General features: G+C 66.7%; 10 protein-coding genes, 2 tRNA genes and 1 pseudogene. 11 read left to right on the top strand and 2 right to left on the bottom strand.

Annotated features, from left to right (window positions below; translation table 11 throughout):
* The 10 genes and pseudogenes from dnaA to AB8998_RS00050 form a co-directional block, all read left to right on the top strand.
* The coding region (gene dnaA / locus AB8998_RS00005; protein ID WP_369736229.1) for a chromosomal replication initiator protein DnaA at nt 1–1,374 on the top strand (1,374 nt) is incomplete at its 5' end.
* 515 nt (nt 1,375–1,889) lie between these two features.
* Nucleotides 1,890–3,089: a DNA polymerase III subunit beta gene (gene dnaN, locus AB8998_RS00010; RefSeq protein WP_369741358.1), complete on the top strand. Its 1,200-nt coding sequence runs from the start codon at nt 1,890–1,892 to the stop codon at nt 3,087–3,089.
* A complete protein-coding gene (gene recF / locus AB8998_RS00015) occupies nt 3,090–4,238 on the top strand; it encodes a DNA replication/repair protein RecF (RefSeq protein ID WP_369736231.1) in 1,149 nt (382 codons plus the stop codon).
* Nucleotides 4,235–4,765: a DUF721 family protein gene (locus AB8998_RS00020; protein WP_369736232.1), complete on the top strand. Its 531-nt coding sequence runs from the start codon at nt 4,235–4,237 to the stop codon at nt 4,763–4,765. The genes recF and AB8998_RS00020 overlap by 4 nt, the downstream gene beginning before the upstream one ends.
* Before the next feature lie 233 nt (nt 4,766–4,998).
* Nucleotides 4,999–7,031, top strand: a pseudogene (gene gyrB / locus AB8998_RS00025) (DNA topoisomerase (ATP-hydrolyzing) subunit B).
* Nucleotides 7,032–7,064: 33 nt separating this feature from the next.
* Nucleotides 7,065–10,853, top strand: a complete 3,789-nt coding sequence (gene gyrA, locus AB8998_RS00030) for an intein-containing DNA gyrase subunit A (protein ID WP_369736233.1) — start codon at nt 7,065–7,067, stop codon at nt 10,851–10,853.
* Nucleotides 10,854–11,067: 214 nt separating this feature from the next.
* Complete coding sequence (locus tag AB8998_RS00035) at nt 11,068–11,949, top strand: DUF3566 domain-containing protein (protein WP_369736234.1); 882 nt, start codon at nt 11,068–11,070, stop codon at nt 11,947–11,949.
* 70 nt (nt 11,950–12,019) lie between these two features.
* Nucleotides 12,020–12,093 (top strand) — tRNA-Ile (locus tag AB8998_RS00040).
* 14 nt (nt 12,094–12,107) lie between these two features.
* Nucleotides 12,108–12,248, top strand: a complete 141-nt coding sequence (locus tag AB8998_RS00045; protein ID WP_369736236.1) for a hypothetical protein — start codon at nt 12,108–12,110, stop codon at nt 12,246–12,248.
* Nucleotides 12,239–12,311, top strand: a tRNA-Ala gene (locus tag AB8998_RS00050). Before AB8998_RS00045 ends, AB8998_RS00050 begins: the two co-directional genes overlap by 10 nt.
* Before the next feature lie 40 nt (nt 12,312–12,351).
* On the opposite strand, the gene AB8998_RS00055 is transcribed toward AB8998_RS00050, so the two are convergent.
* Together AB8998_RS00055 and cwsA are read right to left on the bottom strand one after the other, a co-directional pair.
* Nucleotides 12,352–14,403: a serine/threonine-protein kinase gene (locus AB8998_RS00055; protein ID WP_369736237.1), complete on the bottom strand. Its 2,052-nt coding sequence runs from the start codon at nt 14,401–14,403 to the stop codon at nt 12,352–12,354.
* A 120-nt stretch (nt 14,404–14,523) separates the two neighbouring features.
* On the bottom strand, nt 14,524–14,961 hold the full coding sequence (gene cwsA / locus AB8998_RS00060) for a cell wall synthesis protein CwsA (protein ID WP_369736238.1): 438 nt from the start codon (nt 14,959–14,961) through the stop codon (nt 14,524–14,526).
* Nucleotides 14,962–15,117: 156 nt separating this feature from the next.
* Here cwsA and AB8998_RS00065 point away from each other — a divergent pair, with 156 nt between their 5' ends.
* Nucleotides 15,118–15,666 carry a peptidylprolyl isomerase gene (locus AB8998_RS00065; RefSeq protein WP_369736239.1) on the top strand — a complete coding sequence of 183 codons (549 nt, stop codon included), beginning with the start codon at nt 15,118–15,120 and terminating at the stop codon, nt 15,664–15,666.
* Nucleotides 15,667–15,758: the final 92 nt, after the last annotated feature.

Here is a 15,758-nt window from a genome sequence, read left to right on the forward strand (position 1 = left end):
CTCGTGCAGCCACTCACCATCGTCGAGGGCTTTGCTCTGTTGTCGGTGCCGAGCAGCTTCGTGCAAAACGAGATCGAACGTCATCTGCGCGCGCCCATCACCGACGCGTTGAGCCGCCGACTCGGACAACAGATCCAACTCGGGGTGCGCATCGCTCCGCCCCCCGACAGTCCCGACGACGGCGCCGTCGCACCGGCGGAAAACCTGACCTACGACGCCGAACTGGACGTCGCCGAGATCGACGAGGCCGACGAGAACGGCGACGTGCCCATCGGCACCGAGCACAGCTGGCCCAGCTACTTCTCCAAGCGCCCGCGCAACTCCGACCCAGCGGTCGCCGGCGGAACCAGCCTCAACCGCCGCTACACCTTCGACACGTTCGTCATCGGCGCCTCCAACCGGTTCGCCCACGCGGCCGCCCTGGCGATCGCCGAGGCACCGGCACGCGCCTACAACCCCTTGTTCATCTGGGGCGAGTCCGGCCTGGGCAAGACCCACCTGCTGCACGCCGCCGGTAACTACGCGCAGCGGCTGTTCCCCGGGATGCGCGTGAAGTACGTCTCCACCGAGGAATTCACCAACGACTTCATCAACTCGCTGCGCGACGACCGCAAGGTCGCCTTCAAGCGCAGCTACCGCGACGTCGACGTGCTGCTGGTCGACGACATCCAGTTCATCGAGGGCAAGGAAGGTATCCAGGAGGAGTTCTTCCATACCTTCAACACGTTGCACAACGCGAACAAGCAGATCGTCATCTCCTCCGACCGGCCGCCCAAACAGCTCGCGACCCTCGAAGATCGGTTGCGGACCCGCTTCGAGTGGGGTCTGATCACCGACGTCCAGCCGCCCGAACTCGAGACCCGTATCGCCATCCTGCGCAAGAAGGCGCAGATGGAACGGCTTGCGGTGCCCGACGACGTCCTCGAGTTGATCGCCAGCAGCATCGAACGCAACATCCGCGAACTCGAGGGCGCCCTGATCCGGGTGACCGCGTTCGCCTCCCTGAACAAGGCCCCTATCGACAAGGCGCTGGCCGAGATCGTGCTACGCGATCTGATCGCCGACGCAAGCACCATGCAGATCAGCGCGGCGACGATCATGGCCGCCACGGCCGAATACTTCGACACCACCGTCGAGGAGTTACGCGGCCCGGGCAAGACCCGCGCGCTGGCTCAGTCCCGCCAGATCGCGATGTACCTGTGCCGCGAGCTCACCGACCTCTCCCTGCCCAAGATCGGCCAGGCATTCGGGCGCGACCACACCACCGTGATGTACGCCCAACGCAAGATCCTGTCCGAGATGGCCGAGCGGCGTGAGGTGTTCGATCATGTCAAGGAGCTCACCACGCGGATTCGGCAGCGGTCCAAGCGCTGACCGCGCCTCTTTTCTTCAAAAAAACTTCTCACTCCCCTGTCACAGCAGTCACACCGGTGTGTTGTGCGCAGGCATGTGCACAACACTGCCGAACAAGCGATCGCTGATCACACTCCAGTGCACACCCGGCGCTCTTCCCCACCCGCTCACCAGGCAACGCACAGCCGCCGAGCGTGTCGTCCACAGCCCGATGAGTCCCCAAGCTGCGCCTAACCCCTTTTGTCCCCAGCATGCACAGCCCTTAATACTGGTACTGAGATATCTTCGGTCTTCCTTCTTTGAAAACCGGCCCTGGGGACGCTCGAATCACACAGCCCCGCACCGCGGAGGACCCGACGCCTTGTCGGGCCCTGCGATTAGCTTTCAAGATGGCCCCGGACGATCTACGGTTGTTCTTCGGCTGCCGTTGCGGTCGTCGTGGCTCGCTCTGTGCCATCGACGTCCGTCGCGGGAACCCACGCTAGCGGGAGGGCTGGCCCGGGGATTTGGATACTTGGCAGGTGAAGGGACGCTTTATGGACGTGGCGACGACAACTGCGGGCGTCACCGACCTGAAGTTTCGGTTGGTGCGGGAGTCTTTCGCCGATGCGGTGTCGTGGGTGGCGAAGAATCTGCCGTCCAGGCCGGCGGTGCCGGTCCTTTCCGGGATCTTGTTGTCTGGCTCCGACGACGGCCTGACCATTTCCGGGTTCGACTACGAGGTTTCCGCGGAAGCGCAAATCGCAGCCGAAATCGCTTCTCCGGGAAGTGTTTTGGTGTCGGGACGGTTGTTGTCTGACATCACGCGGGCGTTGCCCGACAAGCCCATCGATTTCTACGTCGACGGCAATCGTGTGGCATTGACCTGCGGGAACGCCCGGTTCTCGCTGCCGACGATGGCGGTCGAGGATTACCCGACGCTGCCCGACCTGCCGGAGGACACCGGCACCTTGCCGGCGGATTTGTTCGCCGAGGCGATCGGACAGGTCGCCATCGCCGCGGGTCGGGATGACACTTTGCCGATGCTGACCGGCATCCGCGTCGAAATCTCGGGCGACAAGGTAGTTCTGGCGGCCACCGACAGGTTCCGGCTGGCGGTGCGGGAATTGACCTGGTCGGCGTTGTCCCCCGACGTCGAGGCGGCGGTGTTGGTACCGGCCAAGACGCTGGCCGAGGTGGCGAAGACCGGCACCAACGGATCCGAGGTGCGGCTCTCGCTGGGCGCCGGTGCCGGGGTCGGCAAGGAAGGCCTGCTCGGTATCAGCGGGAACGGCAAACGCAGCACCACCCGGCTGCTGGATGCCGAATTCCCCAAGTTCCGCCAGCTGTTGCCGGCTGAGCACACCGCGGTGGCCACCATGAACGTGGCCGAACTGACCGAGGCGATCAAGCTGGTTGCGCTGGTGGCGGACCGTGGGGCGCAGGTCCGAATGGAATTCGCCGACGGCATGCTGCGGCTGTCGGCGGGCGCCGACGATGTCGGGCGCGCCGAGGAGGACCTGCAGGTGGATTTCGCCGGCGAGCCGTTGACGATCGCGTTCAACCCGACGTATCTGACCGACGGGCTCCGTTCGGTCGATTCCGAGCGGGTGTCGTTCGGCTTCACGACGCCGGGCAAACCGGCGCTGCTGCGGCCGGCGTCCGCCGACGACAGCCACCAGACCGGCCCCGGCCCGTTCGTCGCCCCGCCGACCGATTACGTCTACCTGCTCATGCCGGTTCGGTTGCCCGGTTAGGTGTACGTCCGCCATTTGGGACTGCGTGATTTCCGGTCCTGGGCGCAGGCCGACCTCGAACTGGGACCGGGCCGCACGGTGTTCGTCGGTCCGAATGGCTTCGGGAAGACGAACCTCATTGAGGCGCTGTGGTATTCGACCACGTTGGGTTCGCACCGGGTGAGCACCGCCGCGCCGTTGATCCGGGCGGGTGCCGACCGGGCCGTGATCTCGACGATCGTCGTCAACGAAGGCCGGGAATGTGCCGTCGATCTGGAGATCGCGGCGGGGCGCGCCAACAAGGCGCGACTGAACCGCTCGCCGATTCGCGGCACGCGCGAGGTGGTCGGGGTGTTGCGGGCGGTGCTGTTCGCCCCGGAGGATCTGGCGCTGGTACGCGGCGACCCGGCCGACCGGCGGCGTTACCTCGATGATCTGGCGACCGTGCGCCGGCCCAGGATCGCCGCGGTGCGTGCCGACTACGACAGGGTGCTGCGCCAACGTACGGCGTTGTTGAAATCCCTTGGCGCAGGAAGGCATCGGCGGGACCAGAGCGCAGTGGAAACCCTCGACGTGTGGGATGTCCGGTTGGCCGAGCACGGTGCCGAATTAATGTCCACCCGTATCGATCTCATCGAGCAGCTGGCGCCCGAGGTCGAAAAGGCCTACCAGCTACTGGCGCCCGGGTCACGCCCGGCTTCGATCGTCTACCGCCCGAGCCTGGGCGGGGACTGGGCGGGCGGGGTCGAACGCGAGGACCTCGAGGGGGCGCTGTTGTCGGCGTTGTCGGCGCGACGTGATGCGGAACTGGAGCGCGGGATGTGCCTGGTCGGGCCGCACCGAGACGATCTCGAGTTGCGGCTCGGCGAGCAGCCCGCGAAAGGCTTTGCCAGCCACGGCGAGTCGTGGTCGTTTGCGGTGGCGCTGCGGTTGGCCGCATACGAGTTGTTGCGGGCCGACGGCGGAGAGCCGGTGTTGTTGCTCGACGATGTCTTCGCCGAACTGGACACCACCCGGCGCCGCGCCCTGGCCGGGGTCGCCGAATCGGCCGAACAGGTTCTGGTGACCGCGGCGGTGCTGGAAGACATCCCGGCGGACTGGAATGCTAAACGGGTGCACATCGAGTTGCGTGACGAAGAGTCCGGGCCCGTGTCGGTGGTACGGCCGTGACCGGTGACGACGACGGGTTGACCGGTATCGACCTGGTGCGCCGCACGCTCGAGGAGGCGCGCGCGGCCGCGCGCGCCCAGGGCAAGGATGCCGGACGCGGCCGGGCGATCCCACCGAGCTCGCGCCGGGTCGCCGGCCGGCGGCGAAGCTGGTCGGGGCCGGGCCCCGACGGCCGGGATCCTCAACCGCTGGGCCGGTTGGCGCGCGACCTGGCGAAAAAGCGTGGTTGGTCGGCCCAGGTGGCGGAAGGCACCGTCCTGGGCCACTGGTCGTCGATGGTGGGCCAGCAGATCGCCGACCACGCCACACCCGTCTCCCTCAGCGAGGGGGTGCTGAGCGTGGCGGCCGAATCCACCGCCTGGGCGACCCAGCTGCGCATGATCCAGGCGCAACTGCTGGCCAAGATCGCGGCAGCGGTCGGTAATGGCGTGGTGACGTCCCTCAAGATCACCGGGCCGGTCGCCCCGTCGTGGCGCAAGGGCCCGCGCCACATCGCGGGCCGGGGACCCCGCGACACCTACGGATAGGTCGCGGCGGAGCGTCGGCGGCGGCCGCCTCAAATCCGCCAGGACGAAACGGACCCGGGTGATGCACGTCAGGACGCGACCCAAATGAAGAAATTGAGCACACGGCGCGGTCAGGTGGGCAGAAACGCGCCTAGAAAATCGGTCCTGACGGCCCCTCACGGTAGACTTGACGGGATGCGACCGCTGCGGTGACTGAACCGCTCGCATGAAACCCCGAGGAGAGCATTCCGACCGTGGCTGCCCAGAAGAAGAAGGCACAAGACGAATACGGCGCTTCAGCCATCACCGTGCTGGAAGGTCTGGAGGCCGTCCGCAAGCGCCCCGGCATGTACATCGGCTCCACCGGTGAACGCGGTCTGCACCACCTCATCTGGGAGGTGGTGGACAACTCGGTGGACGAGGCGATGGCCGGCTACGCCACCAAGGTCGACGTCCGCCTGCTCGACGACGGCAGTGTGGAGGTCGCCGACGATGGCCGCGGCATTCCGGTGGCGATGCACGCCACCGGCGCCCCCACCGTGGACGTGGTGATGACCCAATTGCACGCCGGTGGGAAATTCGGCGGCGAGAACAGTGGCTACACCGTCAGTGGTGGGCTCCACGGCGTCGGTGTGTCGGTGGTCAACGCGCTGTCCACCCGACTGGAGGTCAACATCCGGCGTGACGGGCACGAATGGTTCCAGTTCTACGACCGCGCCGTCCCGGGCACCCTCAAACAGGGAGAGGCGACCAAGAAGACGGGAACGGTGATCCGGTTCTGGGCCGACCCCGACATCTTCGAGACCACCGAATACGACTTCGAAACGGTCGCGCGCCGGCTTCAGGAGATGGCGTTCCTGAACAAGGGCCTGACGATCAACCTGACCGACGAGCGGGTCAGCAACGAGGAAGTCGTCGACGAAGTCGTCAGCGACACCGCCGAGGCGCCCAAGTCCGCGCAGGACAAGGCGGCCGAATCAACGTCGCCGCACAAGGTGAAGCACCGCACGTTCCATTACCCGGGCGGCCTGGTGGACTTCGTCAAGCACATCAACCGCACCAAGAGCGCGATCCACAGCAGCATCGTCGACTTCTCCGGCAAGGGCGAGGGCCACGAGGTCGAGATCGCGATGCAGTGGAATGCCGGCTACTCCGAGTCGGTTCACACCTTCGCCAACACGATCAACACCCACGAGGGCGGTACCCACGAAGAGGGCTTCCGCGCCGCGTTGACGTCGGTGGTCAACAAGTACGCCAAAGACCGCAAGCTGCTCAAGGACAAAGACCCCAACCTCACCGGCGACGACATCCGGGAGGGCCTGGCGGCCGTCATCTCGGTCAAGGTTGCCGAACCCCGTTCGAGGGTCAGACCAAAACCAAGCTGGGCAACACCGAGGTCAAGTCGTTCGTCCAGAAGGTCTGCAACGAGCAGCTTACCCACTGGTTCGAAGCCAACCCTTCCGATGCCAAAGTCATTGTCAACAAAGCGGTATCCTCGGCACAGGCGCGCATCGCGGCTCGCAAGGCGCGAGAGTTGGTGCGCCGCAAGAGTGCCACCGACCTTGGCGGCCTGCCCGGCAAGCTCGCCGACTGCCGGTCCACCGATCCGCGGAAGTCCGAACTGTACGTGGTGGAGGGTGATTCAGCCGGCGGCTCGGCCAAGAGCGGCCGCGATTCGATGTTCCAGGCCATACTTCCCTTGCGCGGCAAGATCATCAACGTCGAGAAGGCGCGCATCGACCGCGTGCTGAAGAACACCGAAGTCCAGTCGATCATCACCGCGCTGGGCACCGGGATCCACGACGAGTTCGACATCAGCAAGCTGCGTTACCACAAGATCGTGTTGATGGCCGACGCCGATGTCGACGGCCAGCACATCTCCACGCTGCTGTTGACGCTACTGTTCCGGTTCATGCGGCCGCTGATCGAAAACGGGCACGTGTTCCTGGCGCAACCGCCCCTCTACAAATTGAAATGGCAGCGCACCGAACCCGAGTTCGCCTACTCCGATCGCGAGCGCGACGGCCTGCTCGAGGCGGGGCAGAAGGCCGGCAAGAAGATCAACAAGGACGACGGCATTCAGCGCTACAAGGGTCTGGGTGAGATGGACGCCAAAGAGTTGTGGGAGACCACGATGGACCCGTCGGTGCGGGTGCTGCGCCAGGTCACTCTCGATGACGCCGCCGCTGCCGACGAGCTGTTCTCCATTCTGATGGGCGAGGACGTCGACGCCCGCCGCAGCTTCATCACCCGTAACGCCAAAGACGTTCGCTTCCTGGATGTCTGACCGCTCAGACGCGCCAATGCCAAAGAGGAATAGATGACTGACACCACCCTGCCGCCGGGTGACCAGCCCGCCGAGCGGATCGAACCCGTCGACATCCAGCAGGAGATGCAGCGCAGCTACATCGACTACGCCATGAGCGTGATCGTGGGCCGCGCGCTGCCCGAGGTGCGCGACGGCCTCAAGCCGGTGCACCGGCGCGTGCTGTATGCGATGTACGACTCCGGTTTCCGCCCGGACCGCAGCCACGCCAAGTCGGCGCGGTCGGTGGCCGAGACGATGGGCAATTACCACCCGCACGGCGACGCCTCGATCTACGACACCCTGGTGCGCATGGCCCAGCCGTGGTCGCTGCGGTATCCGCTGGTCGACGGGCAGGGCAACTTCGGCTCGCCGGGCAACGACCCGCCGGCCGCGATGAGGTATTGCGTCACCGAAGATGCGTTGGTGCGCTTACCGTTCGGGCAGTCCGTACGGATTGGGGACGTGGTTCCGGGCGCCGCGCCCAATTCGGACAACGCGGTCGAGTTGAAGGTTCTGGATCGGCACGGTAACCCCGTTCTGGCGGACACGCTGTTCCACTCGGGCGAGCACCAGGCTTTCAGGGTACGGACGGTTGACGGCTACGAGGTCACGGGTACGGCCAACCATCCCTTACTGTGCCTGGTCGACGTCGGCGGCGTACCCACCTTGCTGTGGAAGCTGATCGAGGAGATCCGCCCCGACGACCACGTCGTGTTGCAGCGCACGCCGCCGGTGGAACTCGGCCCTGGTGACTCCCATGACGTGCTGGAAGCCTTGCTGCTCGGTGCTTTCATCAGCGAGGGCTTCGTGTCCGAATCTCGCGCCGGGTTCAACAATCTCGACCGCGACTACTTCGACATGGTCGTCGGCGCGTACGACGCGGTCGTCGGAGGCCGGCGGTATGTATCCGCGCGGGTGATCGCCGCCGGTTCGATGCTGCACGAACTCGACGTGCAGAATCTGTCGGAACTGAGCAAGACACGGCTTGGTGGGTTGATCGGGCAGCGTTCGGCCGACAAGGCGGTACCGCATTGGCTGTGGCGGTCCCCTGCCGCAGTGAAACGCGTCTTCTTGCAAGCGCTGTTCGAGGGTGATGGCTCGTGTTCTGCGCTACCGCGCAACACAATTCAAATATTTTACTCGACACGCAGTAGGCAGCTGGCCATAGATATTCAGCAGATGCTGCTCGAGTTCGGAATCGTCTCGAGGCGATACCGGCAGGCCCTTGGCGAGCACAAGGTCGTCATCACCAATCGTGCTCAGGCCGAATTATTCGCAACCCGTGTGGGTTTCGGGGGCGCTAAGCAAGCCAAGTTGACCGCCGTACTGGCCGAGATGCCGACTTGTCGCGGGCGGGACGGAGATTACGTACCCGGACTGGCCGCGTTCATCCGCAAGTCCGCCGGCGGCTCGTGCGCTGACCGCGACTGGCTCAACCGCCACAACGTCGACCGCGTCCAACGCTGGCAAACGCATGGCGCCGAGATTCTGGCCCACATCGCAGACCCCGACGTCCGCGCCATCGCCACCGACCTCACCGACGGCCGGTTCTACTACGCGCGGGTTGCCTCGATCACCGAGGCGGGCGTGCAACCGGTGTACAGCCTGCGCGTCGACACCTCCGACCACGCATTCCTGACCAATGGTTTCGTCAGCCACAACACCGAGGCGCGGTTGACCCCGCTCGCGATGGAGATGCTGCGTGAAATCGACGAGGAGACAGTCGATTTCGTCCCCAACTACGACGGGCGGGTGCAGGAGCCGACCGTGCTGCCCAGCCGGTTTCCCAACCTGCTGGCCAACGGGTCGGGCGGCATCGCGGTTGGCATGGCGACCAACATCCCGCCGCACAACCTGCGCGAGTTGGCCGAGGCGGTCTACTGGTGCCTGGAGAACCACGAGGCCGATGAAGAAGCCACCCTGGCCGCGGTCTGCGAACGCGTCAAGGGACCCGACTTCCCGACGCACGGGCTGATCGTCGGGTCGCAGGGCATCGCCGATGCCTACAAGACCGGGCGCGGATCCATCCGCATGCGCGGCGTGGTGGAGGTGGAAGAGGATTCGCGCGGCCGCTCGTCGCTGGTGATCACCGAGTTGCCGTATCAGGTCAACCACGACAACTTCATCACCTCGATCGCCGAGCAGGTCCGCGACGGCAGGCTCGCCGGAATCGGCAACATCGAAGACCAGAGCAGCGACCGGGTGGGGCTACGCATCGTCATCGAGCTCAAGCGCGACGCGGTGGCCAAGGTGGTGCTCAACAACCTCTACAAGCACACCCAGCTGCAGACCAGCTTCGGCGCCAACATGCTGTCGATCGTCGACGGCGTGCCGCGCACGCTGCGCCTCGACCAGCTGATCCGCCACTACGTCGCCCACCAGCTCGACGTGATCGTCCGGCGCACCACCTACCGGCTGCGCAAGGCCAACGAACGCGCCCACATCCTGCGCGGCCTGGTCAAGGCGCTCGACGCGCTGGACGAGGTGATCGCGCTGATCCGGGCGTCGGAAACCGTCGATATCGCCCGGGCCGGGCTGATCGAGCTGCTCGACATCGACGACATCCAGGCCCAGGCCATCCTGGACATGCAGCTGCGGCGCCTGGCGGCCCTGGAACGCCAGCGCATCATCGACGACCTGGCCAAGATTGAGGCGGAGATCGCCGACCTCGAAGACATCCTGGCCAAGCCGGAGCGCCAGCGCGCCATTGTCCACGACGAGCTCGCCGAGATCACCGACAAGCACGGCGACGACCGGCGCACCCGGATCATCGCCGCCGACGGCGACGTCAGCGACGAGGACCTGATCGCCCGCGAGGACGTCGTCGTCACCATCACCGAAACCGGGTATGCCAAGCGCACCAAGACCGACCTGTACCGCAGCCAGAAGCGCGGCGGCAAGGGCGTGCAGGGTGCCGGGCTCAAGCAGGACGACATCGTCAGGCACTTCTTCGTGTGCTCGACGCACGACTGGATCCTGTTTTTCACCACGCAGGGGCGCGTGTACCGGGCGAAGGCCTACGAGCTGCCGGAGGCCTCACGCACCGCGCGCGGCCAGCACGTCGCCAATCTGCTGGCCTTCCAGCCCGAGGAGCGCATCGCCCAGGTGATCCAGATCCGCGGGTACGAGGACGCGCCGTACCTGGTGCTGGCCACCCGCAACGGTCTGGTCAAGAAGACCAAGCTGACCGACTTCGACTCCAACCGCTCGGGCGGCATCGTGGCCATCAACCTGCGCGACGGGGACGAGTTGGTCGGTGCGGTGCTGTGTTCCGCCGCCGACGACTTGCTACTGGTGTCGGCTAACGGACAGTCGATTAGGTTCTCGGCGACCGACGAGGCGCTGCGCCCGATGGGACGCGCCACCTCCGGGGTGCAGGGCATGCGTTTCAACGCCGACGATTACCTGTTATCGCTCAACGTGGTTCGCGAAGGCACCTATTTGCTGGTCGCGACGTCCGGCGGCTACGCGAAGCGGACCGGGATCGAGGAATACCCGGTTCAGGGCCGCGGCGGCAAGGGCGTCCTGACCGTCATGTACGACCGCCGGCGCGGCCGGCTGGTGGGCGCGCTGATCGTCGACGAGGAAAGCGAGCTTTACGCGATCACCTCCGGCGGCGGCGTGATCCGCACCGGCGCGCGCCAGGTCCGTAAGGCGGGCAGGCAGACCAAGGGCGTCCGGTTGATGAACCTCGGTGAGGGCGACACGTTACTGGCCATTGCGCGCAACGCCGAAGAGAACGCCGAGGAGGCCGTCGAGGAAGCCGGGACCGCCGGCGAGGCCGACGGCGCGAGCGAGTAGCGGGTAACGATCCGGGCGGGCGTTGCCTCGGGAAAGTCGCTGGCAACTAGACTCAGGCCGGTGACGATGCGGGCCGCTGTGGGGCCCGCGGAGGAGTCGGGCAATTAAGCTCAGGCCGGTGACGATGCGGGCCGCTGTGGGGCCCGGACGCGATGCGACTGCCGGCGCCTGGGTAGGCCCAGGTCGGACCGGGTAGGGAACGTTAGGAGTCGGGGTGACCTCACCGAGCGAGCCGGGCGCCCCCAACAAGGGTGACGGCCTTAATGGGGATGGTTCGGCCGAGCGGGGCGGCGCGCACCACGCGACGCCCGCCGCGGGTGGCCGGGGCCAGGACGCCACCGACGCACCGCCCTGGCAGCGCGGCGCGTCCAGGGCCGCCCAGTCGCCGCACCGTCAGAGCGAAGCACACGGCGAGCCGCGGGGGTCGGGCGCGCCGGGCGGTGCCGACGCCCGGCCGAACCGGTTCGTTTCCGGTATTCCCGGGGCCGGCGCCGCCGGGCCCATCAGGAACCCCACGCAGGAGATCGACGCCGTGTCGGCGCGCGGCGAGGGCTCGCCGGCCGAGGCATACGCCAGCGAGCTGCCCGACCTGTCGGGCCCGGTGCCGCGTCCCCCGCAGCGCAAGGCGACACCGCCCGAGCGCGGCGCGGAGGCGTCAAAAGGGCCCGGATCGGGTCGTCCGGAGGGCCGGGGGCCGCGCGAGGACCGCGTGCAGATGTCGCGGCGGCCGCGGGGGCCGGTCCGGGCGAGCATGCAGATCCGCCGGATCGATCCGTGGAGCACGCTGAAGGTGTCGCTGCTGCTGTCGGTGGCGCTGTTCTTCGTCTGGATGATCGCGGTGGCGTTCCTGTACCTCGTGCTCGGCGGCATGGGTGTGTGGGCCAAGCTGAACAGCAACGTCGGCGATCTGCTCAACAACACCAGCGGCAGCAGCGGCGAACTGGTGTCCAGCGGCACCATCTTCGGCGGCGCCATCCTGATCGGCCTGGTCAACATCGTCCTGCTGACGGCGATGGCGACGATCGCGGCGTTCGTCTACAACCTGACCACGGATCTGATCGGGGGCATCGAGGTGACCCTGGCGGACCGCGACTAGCGTGGATGCCAGCGTTTTGGGGGTAGGGCGGCGATTGCGGTAATCTCGTCGCTCGGCCGTACGCGAGTGCGGGCCTATAGCTCAGGCGGTTAGAGCGCTTCGCTGATAACGAAGAGGTCGGAGGTTCGAGTCCTCCTAGGCCCACAACCATGGGTCCGTTGAGACGCTACGTGAGACTGGCATTGCCGCTGGTACTGCTTGCCGCGGTCGCGGCGGTGATGCGGTCGCGACGTGAGGTCGAGGTCTGGCACATGGCGGTCGCCGATACTCCCGAACCCGGCAACGGTCAGGGGCCTTAGCTCAGTTGGTAGAGCACCGCCTTTGCAAGGCGGGTGTCAGGGGTTCGATTCCCCTAGGCTCCACAAGCACGTCGGGTCGGCCCAGGCGGTCAAGCAATCGAGCCTAGAACAACGTTGGATCGGCCAGGATGACGGTGGGCGACACATCGCCTATCCGTGTCATCACCATGGGTGTCCGGTACACCGCGCCTTGAACGCCGCACTCGTTGGTGAAGGTGTTCTCGGTCAAGAAGCCGCGCAGCGTGCCGTCAGGCTGGGGCTTCAACGACCAGCTACTTGTTTCAGCGCCGGTGGCGGTCAGGCTTTCTCCGGGGCAGAACGTCGACTTGATATACGGCGCGTTCCGCCAGTGACCGTCGCCGAAATGGAGAACTTCCGCCGCGTCACCCACGGCCTCCCGGTGGTACTGGTCCAGCATGGCGCCCGTCGCAACGCATCCCGCTGATGTGCACGAGGACCGAAAGGCCCAGAAGTACGCGGTATCGGTGATGGTGCCGGTTATCGGGGCGCCGTTGACCGTCTGGTGGGCATAGTCATAGTCCACGCGATAGGTGCCCTCGAGCACCGGACCGGGAACGGCCGGAGCCGGGCCGCTGTTCGGCGGGACGGAAACCGTCGCTGGGTCGGCCACTGTGACACCGGGCGGCACGTCGCCCGTCCGCGTGGCCACAAAAGGGGTCTGGAAGACATCCCCCCGATTGCCGCATTGGTTGGTGAGCACGGTGTCGGTCGATACGCCGCGCAGTGTGCCGTCGGGTCGGGGCTCCCACGTCCAGGCGATCACTTCGGTGTCTGTGCCTGCGACGACGCTTTTTCCGTCAGTTCCGAGGCAACGCTGGTATGGCCGTTGGCTGTGCCGGGGTGTGCGGTCCTGCCAACGATTGCCGGTGAACCGGACAATGTCTGTATCGGCTGGTGTGCTCGGCACTCGGTGATCGTTGGCGTCGAGCTTGGTCCCGGTGGCGATGCACCTGGCGGGTGTACACGACGAACGAAACGCCCACCAAGCGGTGTTTTCTCGGTTGTTGGCCTCGGGTGGAGCGTTGGGCGCGCCGTTGACCGTGGTCTTCGCGAGGTTGTAGTCCAGGCGATAGGTGCCGTCGAGCACGGCAGCGGCGGCCGGCGCGGCGGAGGTTGGCTTGGAGGCGGTGTGGTTCGTCTCGATCATGTATCCAATGACGCCGGTGGCGACGGATGTCGCCACCGCTATGGCTGCGCCGATGAGGATTGCCGGGCGCCCGCGCGTGTCCTTCGGCGCGGCCGGCGGTGGCTTGGTGGGCGATCGAGGGGCGGACCCGTAGGCCGGTCCGCCGACGGCGACGCTGGCCCGCGCACCGAGCGCGTTGGCGAACTTGCGGCACCGCTTGAACCGGTCGGCGGGATCCTTGGCCAAAGCCTTCGACAGGACGGGATCGAAGGACGCCAATTCCGGGCGCCTATCGCTCAGCTTGGGTGGTGCTGCATTGAGGTGCTGGCTGATGACGGCCACCGGGGAATGCTGATACGGGGGTCCACCCGTCAACAGGTGAAACGCGTTGGCCGCCAATGCGTACTGGTCGGCGCGCCCGTCGATGTCCGCGCCCGTCAACTGTTCGGGCGCGGCGTAGGCGACCGTTCCAACGGTCATGTTGGTGGCGGTCAGGCCGCTGACGTCGCCGAGCTGCCGGGGGACCCCGAAGTCCGCCAACAGGATCCGGCGTTCGCCGGCATGCGGCGCAGTGAGCAGGATGTTGGCCGGTCTGACGCCGCGATGCAGCAGACCCCGACGATGGGCGTAATCGAGGCCGGCGGCCACCGCGGTGACGATCGCGCAGACTTCACCAACCGGCATCCCGGCCGGGTAGTGGTCCCTTATCAGCCGCCCGGCGTCGGTGCCCTCGACATAGTCCATCGCGATCCACAGTCGGCCCTCGTACTCGCCGCGATCGTGCACTCGGACGATGTTCGGGTGCGACAGGGTGGCGGCGAGGGCGGCTTCCCGGTGAAACCTGTCCCGGAATTCGGGGTCCGCTGTCATCGCCCGGGGAAGGATCTTCAAGGCGGCGCGATGAGGCAGCCGGGGGTGTTGAGCGAGGTAGACCGCGCCCATTCCGCCAAAACCGATTTGGCGCACGATGGTGTATCCGGCAAAAGTGGTGCCGCTCGCCAACGGCATGCGGGCATACTATCGCCCCCGTCGCGGCGGTGAGCTGGTCCGGCTTGCCGGCCGGTGGCCGCGGACGCGCCCTAGTGCAGCCGGAAGGGTCTGCGGCTGGTCGCGGTGTCAGGCCGGTCGTCAAGGACGCGGTTGTATGTCGACGCTGGGCGGGCGCGGGGACGGTTCTTGAGGCCGCTGGCGCGTCGAACGCCGCACGACGCTGAATGTCACCGCCCCGCCAGCCAGTACCGCCGCGGCGGCCCCCGCGATCAGCAAGGGCCTCTTGCTGCGCCGGCGTCGCGCCGCGCGCGCGTCGCGCAGCGCCTGCGGCAGATTGGTGACGACTTCCTGGGCGGCGGCCAGTTCGTGGCCGATCGTTTCCTGGGCGGCCGCCACGTCGTGGGCGAGCCGGCCCTCCCGGTAGCGGCGGCGCAGCCCGCGGGCGGAGGCCTGCGCGGCGTCGACGCCCAGTCCCACCACGCCTCGGGTGACGTACACCGGCCCCACCACCGAGTAGGCCAGTCCTCGGGCCAGCCGCTCCCGGGGGCTCAGCCAGGATTCCGCCTTCGCGTTCATCTGCCGCCTTTCTGCGCCGGTCGTGACACCTGCTGTGGAAGTTAGCCCAGAGGTCGTCCGGGATCTCCACAGACTGCCACCAAAGAGGCGCCCGCGGGACCCTTGGCTGGGGATTGCGCGCCACGGTGGCACCGGCTGCGGCGAGGCCCGCGCGTGATGGCAGACTTGGCAGCCGTGACCAACAGCCCCATTCAGACTGCCACTGCCACGCTGCACACCAACCGCGGCGACATCAAGGTCGCCCTGTTCGGGAACCACGCGCCCAAGACCGTCGCCAACTTCGTTGGTCTGGCGCAGGGCACCAAGGACTACTCGACCCAGAACGCGTCGGGTGGATCCTCGGGCCCGTTCTATGACGGCGCCGTGTTCCACCGGGTGATCCGGGGCTTCATGATCCAGGGTGGCGACCCGACGGGCACCGGCCGCGGCGGTCCGGGCTATAAGTTCGCCGACGAGTTCCACCCCGAACTGCAGTTCGACAAGCCGTACCTGCTGGCGATGGCGAATGCGGGTCCGGGAACCAACGGTTCGCAGTTCTTCATCACCGTGGACCAGACCCCGCACCTTAACCGGCGCCACACGATCTTCGGCGAAGTCACCGACCCCGAGTCGCAGAAGGTCGTCGACGCGATCGCGACGACGGCCACCGACGGCAATGACCGCCCGACCGAGGCCGTCGTCATCGAGTCGATCACCATCGCCTAGGGTCGCTTCCCGGCCCGCCGGGACGCTTGCGCTGCACCGAACGTGAACGTGTTGAGGAAAAACCGAGGGCGTTTTCGCAGTGGTTTCACGTT

Origin of the sequence: Mycobacterium sp. HUMS_12744610 (assembly GCF_041206865.1) — a bacterium.
Lineage (GTDB): Bacteria > Actinomycetota > Actinomycetes > Mycobacteriales > Mycobacteriaceae > Mycobacterium > Mycobacterium servetii.